This window comes from Dongia sp., from assembly GCF_041910485.1.
Lineage (GTDB): Bacteria > Pseudomonadota > Alphaproteobacteria > Dongiales > Dongiaceae > Dongia.
In genome coordinates this window covers 1-12,997 of sequence record NZ_JAYRQR010000022.1, presented here as the reverse complement: position 1 = coordinate 12,997, position 12,997 = coordinate 1, and the positions used below count along the sequence as shown (strand labels likewise).

Here is a 12,997-nt window from a genome sequence, read left to right as displayed (position 1 = left end):
TGCAATGAAAGAACTGCTGTCAAAAAAGTGGTAACGCCCGCCGTGAAGCGCGAGGCTGTCGCGCACCTGAAGGCCCATCTCGGGCTGTCGGAGCGGCGGGCGTGCCAGATTGCCGGGGCGGACCGGACGATGGTGCGCTACCAGTCCCAGCGAGCGCCGGACACGGCGCTGCGCGGGCGGTTGCGGGATCTGGCCAACGAGCGGCGAAGGTTCGGCTACCGGCGGCTGTTCGTGCTGCTCAGGCGCGAGGGAGAGCCATCCGGGATCAACCGCATCTATCGGCTCTACCGAGAAGAGGGCTTAACCGTGCGTAAACGCAAAGCGCGCCGCAAGGCCCTCGGAACGAGGGCACCGATCCTGATCGAGACACGGGCCAATGCACGGTGGTCGCTGGACTTCGTCCATGACCAGTTCGCCTGCGGGCGACGCTTCCGGGTGCTGAACGTGGTTGACGACGTCACCCGCGAATGTCTGGCGGCAATCCCGGACACCTCGATTTCGGGCCGCCGCGTGGCGCGGGAACTGACGGCGCTGATCGAACGCCGCGGCAGGCCTGGAATGATTGTCAGCGATAACGGGACAGAGCTGACATCGAACGCGATCCTGAAGTGGTGCGCCGAGCACAAGGTCGAATGGCATTACATTGCGCCGGGCAAGCCGATGCAGAACGGGTTCGTCGAAAGCTTCAACGGCAGGATGCGGGACGAGCTTCTGAACGAGGCCCTGTTCCGCAACATCGCCCATGCCCGTGACCTGATCGCTGCCTGGGTCACGGATTACAACACCGAAAGGCCCCACTCGGCCTTGGGCTACCAGACCCCTGTAGGGTTTGCCGCGAACCTGAACCCCGCAATCGCCCGCCCCGCTGCGCGAGATGAAAGCTCCGCGCGCCGGGCGATTGCTCAACCCGCGCCAACAGGCGTAAACAAAAACCCGGCTCAGGTCGCCGTTGGATGAAAGTTCAGTGGCAGGTCAGAGGCCATCGTGTCCGGCCTCGATGACCTTACCCACGACATCAAACTGGTGCGAATCTCGCCTGTGGATGGCTCCCCGTTGCTCTTCACGGCCGGACAGTATGCCCAGGTCGGATTCGATGGTGTGCCCGCGCGCAGCTACTCCATGGCCAATCGTCACGGCGACGACAGCCTCGAATTTCACATTCGCAAGGTTCCGGGCGGCGTCACCTCGCAGCACGTCCATGAGGCACTGAAGGCCGGTGACAAGCTGACGCTCGAATTTCCACTAGGCTCCTCCTATCTGCGCCAGCATCATTCCGGCCCGATCCTGTGCATCGCCGGCGGTTCCGGTCTGGCGCCGATCAAGTCGATCGTGGAAACAGCCCTTGCGCACGGCATGAAGCAGCCGATCCATGTCTACTTCGGCGCACGCGGCGCGCGTGATCTCTATCTCGTCGAGCATTTCGAGACCCTGGCGGACCGCCACAACAATCTCAGCTTTACGGCTGTCTTGTCCGATACACAGGTAGCCCCCCATCGGCACGGGTTCGTGACCGACGCGGTGGCCGAGGATCTCGCGGACTTCGACGGGTGGAAAGCCTATGTCGCAGGCCCGCCCCCGATGGTTGATGCGGCGATGGCAATGGCATTTGCGCGCGGGCTGCGACCCGAGGACATGCACGCCGACGTTTTCTTCACGCCCGAAGGGCAGGAAGGCTAGTCGCCTCGTTCAATGAAATCAGGCGAGAGCCTGCGCTGCGAGGAATCGCGGCGCAGGCTTTTTTCATTCATTTCAGGCGGATATGCTGAGCTCGGTCATCATGCCGGTCTGGAGATGCGGCATATGATGGCAGTGCAGCATCCAGCGCGCCGCCTCTCCGGCGTCGAGCGCGACGGTCACCATGGCCATCGGAGGAACATAAACGGTGTCGCGCCGTGCCCCATCGAAGCGCTTGCCGTTGATGTCCACGACCTGGAAGACATGGCCGTGCAGATGCATCGGATGCCCCATCATCGACATATTGTGAAACATGATCTCGACCCGCTCGCCCGTCTTTGCAAGGAGGGGCTTGTGATCTCCCCAGACCTTGCCGTCGATGGTCCAGACATAGGGCTGCATCGAGCCGCCCAGCATAACCATGTGGCTGCGCTGTGGCGCACGCGAGGGAAGGCCGTCCGAGGCGCGCAGCTTCAGCTCTTGCGACAGGTCGATGTCGAACGCAGGCGCATCCGCTTCGCCAAGCGCCGGGATCTTCTCAATGGTCGCGCCGGGCGTGGCGAGGATCAACCCCGTGCGCTCCTTCGACCCCTCGCGCGACGCAAGCACGGGCCACGCCCCTTCACCGGCAAGCTCCAGATCCAGATCGAGGCGTTGGCCCATGGCGATACCGAAACGACTGCCTTCGAGGCCCGCGATGGCATGGCCGTCGACTGCCACGAGTCTCGCAGACAGCCCACCCGTATCGATCCAGAAAACAGTGGCCGAGGCGCCGTTGATCACCCGCAGCTTTACCCGTCCGCCCTTCTCGACCATGATGATCTCCGGGTCGGACAAGGTGCGGTCGTTGGTCAGGTAGGCGTCCCAATTGTAGTCATTCAGATCCATGGCCATGCCCTGCATCGAGGACATATCCATCTGCATGCCTGAATGGTCCATCGAGGCGCCGGGGGCGGCGTGGCCTCCCATGGCGCTCATATCGTGGCCGCCGCCGTGCCCGCCGGTGATCTCCTGCATGACCTCTTCGGGCGCCTTGAACGAGAAGTCATGGAGAAACATCACGACTTCCTGGCGGTCGGCCGCCACGTCTTCGGCGCTGCGCACGATCAGCGGCGCGGCGAGCAGGTTCATCTCCTGGAGCGGGATGTGCGCGTGCATCCAGTATGTGCCGGGGAGCGGCTCGTAGTCATAGGAGCGCGTTTCGTCGGGTTGCAGCATCGGCTGTGGCAGATCCGGGACGCCATCCTGCTCGTTGGGCGGGATCTGGCCATGCCAATGGATGAGGGTCGGAACATCCAGGCGATTGGTAAGACTGGCGCGAAAGCGTTGGCCTGGATTGAGAACCAATCCCTGTCCACTCGGGCCTTCCAAGCCGAAGACTGTGGCGGCGCGTCCATTGACGTCCAGCACCCGTGTCGCGGCGCTGAGCGATATGGCGTTTTGCGCCATGGCAAAGCGCGGTAGAGCTGCTGTGGACAACGTGGCAGCGCTTGCGGCAAGAAAGCCGCGTCGTGAAATAAGTGTCATTTTCGGTCTCCTGGGAGAACTATGCTCCCTCTGAGTTCAGATCGGCGTGCGCTTATGCAGCCACTGGTTTTCAGCGAGACTGGGATTGGGAGGGCGTTCATTCCGTTCGGGGCTGAGACCGGCGAGGTTCGTCGTCTCCGGTAGTGCCCAACGCGCCGAGGTAGGCTGAATCGCATTTCCGGGCTGGTCAGACACGAACCAAGAGCCCATGCCAGAGCATACGAAGTAGCAGAAGCCATCGCTTCCGGAACAGATTCGATCTTCCTGACATGCCTCGGGAGAGGAGTATGCGGTGCGATGCGGCGCTTCGTGTTTTGAGGCGATCGTTTGGGAGACGGTGGCCATGCGGGCGCCGTGCGCCGGCACAGCCAACGCCACCGTGACGAAGGAGAAGATCATCAGCACTGCGATGAACAGACGACGCATCGGCGTCAAAACTCCTTGTCAGACAACATTCCGCGCATCCTTGGCTGGATGAATCTTATATGTCGCAACCGCCGCCGCGCATCATTGCTGACGCACCGCGGCGGTTCCTACATATCAAAATCACTGGCCGCGCGCGGCGAGCCATTCCCGCATCATAGCGATCTCACCTTCTTGGGCCGAGATCACCTCCTCGGCGAGTTTGCGGACCTCGGGGTCAGTGCCGTATTGCAGCACGATCCGCGCCATGTCGATCGCGCCCTGGTGGTGCGGGATCATGCCGCGCATGAAGTCGATGTCGGCGTCGCCGGTGAAGTCGACTGTCATGTCGGCGTGCATACGGTTATTGGCTTCGATGTAAGCCTGCGTGGATGGGTTGTCGGAGGCCGGCATCGAATGCCCCGGCATGTCGTGGCCTTGCATGGTGGTATCCGTGTTCAGTTGGCTTTGTGCGATGGCGAGGCCGGCGCTGATGGCGAGTGCGCCGCCAATGAAAATCGGGGTCAGCTTGTGCATGATCTTGCTCCTGTTCACTTCACGGTCGCCGGATAGCCAGCCTCTTCGAGAACCTGCCGAAGGGCTGCCGGGGTTGCGGTCGTCTCGACCTTGACCATCCGCTGGGCGGGGTTGGTATCGATCTTGGCGGTCGGATCGACCGACTGGATCGCCTTGGTGACGGACTTGGCGCAACCGCCGCAGGTCATGCCTTCGATCTTGAGTTCCATGAGCTTTCTCCTTTGGGTTCGGTTCTCATGGTCCTCAAGTTGGGGTTTCCAACGATGGTAAGGTCAAGAGGAAACGAAAAGGAATTTTTACCCTTGACCTTCCCATCGTTGGAAGGAGCATATCAGTGTCCGAACTCGAATTCTGACTTAGAAAGGAGGCGGCAATGGATGCCCCTGTTCGAGCTGCGGACAAGATGAATGCAGCAATTTCCCTGCCTATCGAGGGCATGACCTGCGCATCCTGCGTCGGCCGTGTCGAGAGAGCCCTGAAGGCCGTCCCCGGCGTCGCCAACGCGGTCGTCAATCTGGCGACCGAGAAGGCCAGCATCACGACGAACGACACGGTTGATCGCATAGCGCTCGTCAAGGCGGTCGAAAATGCTGGCTATGAAGTGCCGGCCAGCTTCAGTGCGCCGAAAGCTGCCCTCCTTGAAGTGCCGATCGAAGGCATGACCTGCGCTTCTTGTGTGGGGCGGGTGGAAAAGGCCCTCAAGGCCATCCCCGGCGTTGCCAATGCCGTGGTCAACCTCGCTACCGAGAAAGCCAGCATCACGACGAGCGGCCCGGTGGACCGAGCGGTCGTCGTGAAGGCCGTGGAGGACGCAGGCTACGCGGTTTCGGCAAGTTTCACCGCGCCGGCGGCGGCTTCGCTTGAGGTCGCGATCGAGGGCATGACCTGCGCCTCCTGCGTGGGACGTGTCGAAAAGGCGCTCAAGGCCGTGCCGGGCGTCACCAACGCCGTCGTCAACCTCGCCACCGAGAAGGCCACCGTCCAGGGAACCGCCGATGCTGCGGCCATCGTCGCGGCAATCGCGAACGCGGGCTACGAGGCCAAGGTGATCGCGGCGGCGACCGGGGCGGGCCAGGCCGAGGTCGATGACCGCGCCGAGAAGAAGGAAGCCGAACGCCGTGAGCTGACCCGCGATTTCACCATCGCGGCGGTTCTGACCGCGCCGGTCTTCATCCTGGAGATGGGGTCGCACCTCATTCCGGGCGCGCACGACATGATCGCCGCGACCATCGGCATGCAGAACAGTTGGTATCTTCAGTTCGTGCTGACGACGCTGGTGCTGTTCGTGCCCGGCATCCGCTTCTACGACAAGGGCCTCCCGGCGCTCTGGCGGCTGGCTCCCGACATGAACTCGCTGGTCGCCGTCGGCTCGCTGGCCGCCTACCTCTATTCGCTGGTGGCGACCTTCGCGCCGGGCTTCCTGCCCGCTGGGACGGTGAACGTCTATTATGAAGCCGCCGCGGTTATCGTCACCCTGATCCTGCTCGGCCGGTTGCTCGAGGCCCGCGCCAAGGGGCGCACTTCGGAAGCGATCAAGCGGCTGGTCGGACTTCAGGCCAAGACCGCGCGTGTCCGCCGCGACGGCAAGACGGTCGATCTGCCGATCGATTCGGTGCTGTCCGGCGACATCGTGGAGGTCCGCCCCGGCGACCGTATCCCGGTCGATGGTGAAGTCATCGAGGGCGAAAGCTATGTCGACGAGTCGATGATCACCGGCGAACCGATCCCGGTGTCCAAGACGAGCGGCAGCGAGGTCGTGGCCGGAACCGTGAACCAGAAGGGCGCCTTCGCGATCCGGGCCACGGCGGTCGGCGGCAACACGGTGCTGTCGCAGATCATCCGCATGGTCGAGGAAGCACAAGGGTCGAAGCTGCCGATCCAGGCGCTGGTCGACAAGGTGACGATGTATTTCGTGCCGGCGGTCTTCGCCGTCGCCGCCCTCACCTTCGCTGCATGGCTCTATTTCGGCCCGTCGCCTGCGTTGACCTTCGCGCTGGTCAATGCCGTCGCCGTGCTGATCATCGCCTGCCCCTGCGCCATGGGTCTGGCAACGCCGACCTCGATCATGGTCGGCACCGGCCGGGGCGCGGAGCTGGGCGTGCTGTTCCGCAAGGGTGAAGCGTTGCAACTGCTGAAGGATGCCAAGGTGGTGGCCGTCGACAAGACCGGCACGCTGACCGAAGGCAAGCCGGCGCTGACCGACCTCGAACTGGCCGCCGGCTTCGACCGGACGACGGTGCTGGGCCTGGTCGCAGCCGTCGAAGCCAAGTCGGAACACCCGATTGCCCGCGCCATCGTGGATGCGGCCGAGGCGGAAGGCATTGCACTGCCCGCCGTGTCGGACTTCGAGTCGGTGACCGGCTTCGGCGTGAAGGCCGTGGTCGACGGCAAGCGCATCGAGATCGGCGCGGATCGCTACATGGTCGAGCTTGGCCATGACGTGGCGGGCTTCGCCCAGGTTGCCGAACGTCTGGGCAACGAGGGCAAGTCGCCGCTCTATGCGGCGATCGACGGCAAGCTGGCGACGATCATCGCCGTGGCCGACCCGATCAAGGAGACGACGCCGGCGGCGATCAAGACGCTGCACGACCTCGGCCTGAAGGTCGCGATGATCACCGGCGACAACAAGCGCACGGCCAAGGCCATCGCGGCTCGCCTGGGCATCGACGAGGTGGTGGCGGAGGTGCTGCCGGACGGCAAGGTCGACTCGATCCGCCGGCTCAAGGCCGAGCATGGCAAGGTCGCCTTCGTCGGCGACGGCATCAACGACGCTCCGGCGCTGGCCGAGGCGGATGTGGGTCTCGCCATCGGCACGGGCACGGACATCGCCATCGAGGCGGCGGACGTGGTGCTGATGTCGGGCAGCCTGACCGGGGTGCCGAACGCCATCGCTTTGTCCAAGGCGACGATCGGCAATATCCGGCAGAACCTGTTCTGGGCCTTCGCCTACAACACGGCCCTGATCCCGGTCGCCGCGGGTGCGCTCTATCCGGCCTACGGCATCCTCTTGTCGCCGGTCTTTGCCGCCGGCGCCATGGCCCTGTCGAGCGTCTTCGTCCTCGGCAATGCGCTCCGGCTCAAGACCTTCAAGGTCCAGGGCTGATGAAACCAGACAGCCGATCCTATATTTAGGGTCGGCTGTCCTTACATATGGGAGATTGTTCATGAACATCGGACAGGCAGCAAAGGCATCGGGCGTTTCGGCCAAGATGATCCGCTACTACGAGCAGACAGGTCTCATCCCGGCTGCTGATCGGAAGGACTCCGGCTACCGCGATTATTCGGCTACCGATGTCCACATGCTGCGCTTCATCCGCCGCGCGCGCGACCTCGGTTTTTCGGTGGCCGAGATCGGCGACCTGCTCAACCTCTGGCGCGACGAGACGCGACAGAGCGCAGAAGTGAAGCGCTTGGCGCAGGGCCATATCGACGCGCTGGAGAGGAAGATCGCGGATATGCAGGACATGGCCCACACGCTCACCATGCTGGTGAACGCCTGCCAAGGGGATCATCGGCCGCATTGCCCGATCCTACAGCGCCTTGAGACCGATCAGGACGATGAAGATCTTTCGATCCGGCCTCGGTCCGGCGCGGTCAATCGCTCGCTGCAATAACCGCATGCCCAAGCAGCCTTTCGGCTGCGAGGGCGCAGAGCGAGGACCTGACCCGGTGCGTCCCCGCCAAAATGGCGGGGACATTGCGTTTCAGGCTTGCGGTTTGCGTGCCGCTTGCCAGAGCAACGGCACGAGGATCAAGGCGACCGGCGGAAACAATAGCCAGTTGATTGCCGCCCAGCCCGAGTTGTGCAGGACGCTGCCTGCCAGAAACGAGACGGCGGCGGTCGTGCCGAAGACCATGAAGTCGTTTGCGCCCTGCGCCTTGGCGCGCTCGCCCGGCGTATGGCAGTCTGTGACCATCGCCGTCGCTCCGATGAAGCTGAAATTCCAGCCGATGCCCATGATGGCCAGAGACCCCCAGAAATTGATTAGCTCAAGCCCGGCCAGCGCGACGATGGCCGAGACGGCGATGAGCAGCATCCCCGCCGCCGTCACACGCTCCTTGCCGAAGCGTGTCATGAGGCGGCCGGTGACGAAGCTCGGCGCGAACATCGCCAGTAGATGCCACTGGATTCCGAGTGCTGCGCTGTCGACCGAATGGCCGGTATTGACCATCGCGATCGGTGCGGCCGTCATGACGAAAGCCATGAGGCCGTAGGAGACGACGCCGGCCGCGACGGCAAGCATGTAGCGGGGCATCATCAGGATCTGGATCAGGGAACGGCCGGAGCTTTCCGACGCGGATTGCGAAGCGGATTGCGGCGTGCGCAGCATCAACAGAATCGGGATCGACAACAACGGAAGCGCCGCCTGGCTGAGGAAGCTGCCGACATAGGGGGTGCCGGGGAAGGAATCGCGTGTCCAGATGACGAGCTGCGGACCGATTACAGCCGCGATCAGCCCACCGACCATCACCCAGGAGATTGCTCGTGCCTTCAAAGCGCCTTCGGCAGCATCGGCGGCAGCGAAGCGATAGCTTTGGACGTAGGAACCGTAGAGACCGGCGGTAAAGCAGCCGACGCAGAACAGTAGGAACGACGATACGAAGATGCCAAACGCCGCGATGAGTCCCGCTGCGAGGCCGAACAACGCGCCGAACAGATAACCGCCACGGCGCCCCCAGGCGCGCATGACGAAGGCGGCGGGCAGCGTGCCGATTGCGAGGCCGAGACCGAAGAGACTGACCGGCAGCGTCACCCATGCGGGGTTGTCGGCAAGCTGCTGGCCGACCAGGCCGCCGAGCGACATGACGATCGGCGCGCTCGATCCTCCGAGCGCCTGCGCGGCAGTAAGGACGGTGATGTTGCGCCGGACAGTTACCGTATCGTCCATTGGACCTCCCACGATTATTTGCTTCGACGTTGACATGCCGGCAAAACTCTTGGGTTTTGCGGGAACCAAACTTTTGCTCTAACGTATATATACCCATACCGGGTAGGGGTAGCTGGATGTGCAACAAAAATTCCAAGCAGATCATCGCGTCGCTCAACCGGATCGCCGGGCAGGTTCGCGGTGTCGGCCAGATGGTCGAGGACGAGCGATACTGCATCGACATTCTCAACCAGATCCACGCGGTTAAAGCCGCGCTCTCCAAGGTGGAGAACCAGGTGTTGCGATCGCATGCCGCCTGCTGCGTCGAGGAGGCGATCGCATCGGGCGATGCAGACCTTCAGCGCGCCAAGTTCAATGAACTGGTGGAGGTGTTCGCGAAAGCGAAACTTTAGATCGAAGGGATCAGACTATGGCGACCCATGCAGCCAAACGCGCCGAACTTCATAGAATGGTGATGGAAAACCATACCTGCCCCTACGGGTTGAAAGCGCTCGATCTGCTCAAGCGGGAAGGCTACGAGGTCGACGATCACCATCTGACGACCCGCGCGGAGACGGACGCCTTCAAGGCAAAGCATGATGTTCAATCGACGCCGCAGACCTTCATAGGCGGCAAGCGGATCGGCGGTTACGATGATCTCGTCCGGTTCTTCGGCGGCAAGGTCGAGGACAAGGATGCCGTTACCTACAAGCCGGTGATCGCGCTGTTCGCGATGGCTGCCCTAATGGCTTTGGCCGCGAGTTGGGCGGCGTTCGGGAACCTCGCGACGGTCCAAGCCGCCGAATGGCTCATCGCCATCGCGATGTGCCTTCTTGCCCTTCAGAAACTGAAGGACGTGGAAGGCTTCGCGACCATGTTCCTGAACTACGACCTTCTGGCGCAGCGATGGGTCCGATATGCCTACATCTATCCCTTCGCGGAGGCGCTCGCCGGCGTCCTGATGATCTCCGGTGCCCTGATGTGGGTGTCGATCCCCGTCGCGCTGTTCATCGGCGGCATCGGCGCGGTCTCGGTGTTCAAGGCGGTCTATATCGACAGGCGCGAGCTGAAATGCGCCTGCGTCGGTGGCGACAGCAACGTGCCGCTCGGCTTCGTGTCGCTCACCGAGAACCTCATGATGATCGGCATGGCGGTCTGGATGATCTTCAAGCCGATGGGCATTGGACACTGACAACCGCGAAAGGACGATCAAATGGCGAGCGACCACACGGCTCATGGCGGGCATTCGGGGAATAGCCACGGCTCCCATGGCCGTCCCTATCTGATGTTCTGGATCAACATGATCCTCGGCCTCATCGTGATGTATGTCGTGATGTTTTCGATGATCGACGGCTGGGGCGACTTCCGGAACAATCTGAACATGCTTTACATGGCGATAACCATGTGGGCGCCGATGGGCATCTTCATGCTGGCGACGATGCCGGGCATGTTTCCGAACCGCAGCGTGAATATTGTCCTCTATGTGCTTTTTGTCGTCCTTACCCTGGGATCATTTTGGGCGACTCGATCCCAAGCCATGATCGATGACCGCCAGTTTATCGACTCGATGATTCCGCATCACTCGGGAGCCATCTTGATGTGCAGAGAGGCCAACCTGTCGGACGCCGAGCTTCTGGCGTTGTGTGAAGAGATTGAGGTCGCCCAGCGTCGCGAGATCGAGCAAATGCAGGCGATTGCTGGCCGGCTGAACGATTAGTCGGGGCTTGGTTCGCATGCGGTGGCAACCTGCATGCGGGGAGATAAGGGAAGCGGAGGCTTACTATGGTTCACGACCATAACCATCATCAAGGCGCCGCCCATGCCCATAACAAGGGGCACGGTGGCGGATCGGGCCATCACACCGCGACTGCGGAGGCAAGCGATACTGTGAAGGACCCCGTTTGTGGGATGTCCGTGGACCCCACAACGGCTAAGCACCGAGCCCAATACCAGGGCGCGACGTATTATTTCTGCTCCGAGAACTGCCAGACCAAGTTCATGGCCGATCCGGGCAAATATGTTGGACCATCGGAACCGACCCAGGCAGCGGTAGTGCCGGAGGGCACGATCTTTACCTGTCCGATGCACCCCCAGATCCGTCAGGTCGGTCCAGGATCATGCCCGATCTGCGGGATGGCGCTGGAACCCGAAATGCCGACGGCCGAAACCGGACCCAGTGCGGAACTGGTCAACATGACTCGACGGTTCTGGGTGGGTGCCGCCCTTTCTGTTCCGGTGGTCTTCCTTGGGATGGGCAGCGAACTTTTCGGCCTGCATCGTTACATTCCTGGCCAGATCAACAACTGGCTGCAACTCATACTGGCGACGCCGGTGGTGCTGTGGGCAGGCTGGCCGTTCTTTCAGCGCGGCTGGGCGTCCGTGGTGAACCGATCGCTCAATATGTTCACGCTCATCGCGATGGGCGTAGGCGTTGCCTGGATTTACTCCGTGGTGGCAACGCTCGCCCCCGACCTGTTCCCGGAAACGGCGCGGATGATGGGAGACACCGTTGCGGTTTACTTCGAGGCGGCCGCGGTGATCACGGTGCTGGCGCTGCTCGGCCAAGTGCTGGAGCTACGCGCGCGCGAACAGACCTCGGGCGCGATACGCGCGCTTCTTGACCTGGCTCCGAAGACAGCCCGACGTATCCGGCCAGATGGCACCGACGAGGAGGTGGCGGTCGAGCATATTGCCGTCGGCGACAAGCTTCGTGTTCGCATGGGCGAGAAAGTTCCGGTGGACGGGACGGTGCTGGAGGGGCGTTCGGCCGTCGATGAATCGATGATTACCGGCGAATCGATGCCGGTCACGAAAGAGCCGGGTGCAAAGCTCATCGCAGGGACCATCAATCAATCTGGCGCTCTGGTCATGGATGCGGCTCGCATTGGTCGCGATACCATGCTTTCGCAGATCGTCCAGATGGTGGCGCAGGCGCAGCGGTCCCGCGCCCCGATCCAGCGCTTAGCAGACCAGGTGTCCGGCTGGTTCGTTCCACTGGTCATCGTTATCGCCTTGATCGCTTTTGTGGCCTGGACCCTTTTTGGCCCGGAACCCCGGTTGAGTTACGGCCTGATTGCGGCTGTTTCTGTTCTCATCATCGCCTGCCCATGCGCCCTTGGCCTTGCAACGCCGATGTCGATCATGGTTGGCGTCGGCAAAGGCGCCAATCTCGGATTGCTGATCAAGAACGCCGAGGCGCTCGAAAGGCTGGAGAAGATCGATACCCTCGTGGTCGACAAGACCGGCACGCTTACGGAGGGGAAACCGGCCGTCACGGCCATCGTTCCGGTCGATGGGCGGAGCGAGACGGAACTTCTTCAAGCCGCGGCGAGCCTTGAACGTGCGAGCGAACATCCGATTGCACAGGCTATTGTCCGTGCCGCGGTGGAGAAGCAGCTCGCACTGTCGGAACCCTCGGACGTCGACTCTCCTGTCGGTCGGGGAGTCTTGGGAACCGTCGCCGGTCAGCGCGTGCTGATCGGTAGCGCCAAGTTTTTGGAGCTGGAAGGCGTTCAGCCGGGCGCAGCGGCGATCGAGGCGGACGTCATTCGCTCACGCGGGGCCACCGCCGTCTTGGTCGCCATCGACGGCCGGCCCGTCGGCGCCATCGGCGTGGCCGATCCCATACGATCCACTACGCCGGCAGCGCTGGAAGCCCTCCGAAAGGACGGCATCCGCGTGGTCATGATGACTGGTGACAATAAGCTCACGGCTCAGGCGGTGGCAAAAGAGCTGGGCATCGCCGATGTGGAGGCCGAGGTGCTTCCAGAACGCAAGAGCGAGGTTGTTACACGTCTTCGCAAGGAAGGCCGTATCGTCGCCATGGCGGGCGATGGGGTGAATGACGCCCCAGCGCTTGCGGCTGCCGATGTCGGCATAGCGATGGGCGGAGGAACGGATGTCGCCATGGAATCCGCGGGAGTCACGCTGCTAGGCGGTGACCTATTGGGGATCGTGAAGGCGCGTCGCCTGTCGGGAGCGACAATGCG

13 protein-coding genes are annotated in these 12,997 nt (G+C 62.6%); 8 read left to right on the top strand and 5 right to left on the bottom strand.

From position 1 onward, the window contains the following. Together ACE3PP_RS06560 and ACE3PP_RS06555 are read left to right on the top strand one after the other, a co-directional pair. Positions 1 to 957, top strand: a 957-nt coding sequence (locus tag ACE3PP_RS06560) for an IS3 family transposase (RefSeq protein WP_374379431.1), incomplete at its 5' end; no start/stop codon positions are given. A gap of 27 nt (positions 958 to 984) precedes the next feature. Then, positions 985 to 1,677 (top strand): FAD-binding oxidoreductase, encoded by a 693-nt coding sequence (locus tag ACE3PP_RS06555; protein WP_226341157.1) that lies wholly within the window; start codon positions 985 to 987, stop codon positions 1,675 to 1,677. A gap of 72 nt (positions 1,678 to 1,749) precedes the next feature. Here the strand turns inward: ACE3PP_RS06555 and ACE3PP_RS06550 are convergent, their stop codons facing one another. The 4 genes from ACE3PP_RS06550 to ACE3PP_RS06535 all read right to left on the bottom strand — a co-directional run bounded on the left by ACE3PP_RS06550 (position 1,750) and on the right by ACE3PP_RS06535 (position 4,349). Next, complete coding sequence (locus ACE3PP_RS06550) at positions 1,750 to 3,201, bottom strand: multicopper oxidase family protein (RefSeq protein ID WP_080620525.1); 1,452 nt, start codon at positions 3,199 to 3,201, stop codon at positions 1,750 to 1,752. A gap of 36 nt (positions 3,202 to 3,237) precedes the next feature. Beyond that, positions 3,238 to 3,627, bottom strand: a complete 390-nt coding sequence (locus tag ACE3PP_RS06545) for a hypothetical protein (protein ID WP_127898013.1) — start codon at positions 3,625 to 3,627, stop codon at positions 3,238 to 3,240. 120 nt (positions 3,628 to 3,747) lie between these two features. Further along, on the bottom strand, positions 3,748 to 4,140 hold the full coding sequence (locus ACE3PP_RS06540; RefSeq protein ID WP_080620524.1) for a DUF305 domain-containing protein: 393 nt from the start codon (positions 4,138 to 4,140) through the stop codon (positions 3,748 to 3,750). Between the two features lie 14 nt (positions 4,141 to 4,154). Further along, positions 4,155 to 4,349 carry a heavy-metal-associated domain-containing protein gene (locus ACE3PP_RS06535; RefSeq protein ID WP_080620523.1) on the bottom strand — a complete coding sequence of 65 codons (195 nt, stop codon included), beginning with the start codon at positions 4,347 to 4,349 and terminating at the stop codon, positions 4,155 to 4,157. Positions 4,350 to 4,513: 164 nt separating this feature from the next. Here ACE3PP_RS06535 and ACE3PP_RS06530 point away from each other — a divergent pair, with 164 nt between their 5' ends. Next, on the top strand, positions 4,514 to 7,243 hold the full coding sequence (locus ACE3PP_RS06530) for a heavy metal translocating P-type ATPase (RefSeq protein WP_374379427.1): 2,730 nt from the start codon (positions 4,514 to 4,516) through the stop codon (positions 7,241 to 7,243). A gap of 61 nt (positions 7,244 to 7,304) precedes the next feature. After that, positions 7,305 to 7,754, top strand: a complete 450-nt coding sequence (gene cueR / locus ACE3PP_RS06525; protein WP_080620522.1) for a Cu(I)-responsive transcriptional regulator — start codon at positions 7,305 to 7,307, stop codon at positions 7,752 to 7,754. 90 nt (positions 7,755 to 7,844) lie between these two features. Here the strand turns inward: cueR and ACE3PP_RS06520 are convergent, their stop codons facing one another. Next, positions 7,845 to 9,029: an MFS transporter gene (locus ACE3PP_RS06520; protein ID WP_080622749.1), complete on the bottom strand. Its 1,185-nt coding sequence runs from the start codon at positions 9,027 to 9,029 to the stop codon at positions 7,845 to 7,847. A gap of 116 nt (positions 9,030 to 9,145) precedes the next feature. Between ACE3PP_RS06520 and ACE3PP_RS06515 the strand changes: the two genes are divergently transcribed. The 4 genes from ACE3PP_RS06515 to ACE3PP_RS06500 all read left to right on the top strand — a co-directional run. Continuing rightward, positions 9,146 to 9,421 carry a metal-sensitive transcriptional regulator gene (locus ACE3PP_RS06515; protein WP_064790834.1) on the top strand — a complete coding sequence of 92 codons (276 nt, stop codon included), beginning with the start codon at positions 9,146 to 9,148 and terminating at the stop codon, positions 9,419 to 9,421. 17 nt (positions 9,422 to 9,438) lie between these two features. Then, positions 9,439 to 10,200 carry a MauE/DoxX family redox-associated membrane protein gene (locus ACE3PP_RS06510; RefSeq protein ID WP_080620521.1) on the top strand — a complete coding sequence of 254 codons (762 nt, stop codon included), beginning with the start codon at positions 9,439 to 9,441 and terminating at the stop codon, positions 10,198 to 10,200. 21 nt (positions 10,201 to 10,221) lie between these two features. Then, complete coding sequence (locus ACE3PP_RS06505; protein WP_080620520.1) at positions 10,222 to 10,725, top strand: DUF305 domain-containing protein; 504 nt, start codon at positions 10,222 to 10,224, stop codon at positions 10,723 to 10,725. Positions 10,726 to 10,790: 65 nt separating this feature from the next. Next, positions 10,791 to 12,997: heavy metal translocating P-type ATPase (locus ACE3PP_RS06500; protein WP_374379424.1), on the top strand; the 2,207-nt coding region annotated here is incomplete at its 3' end.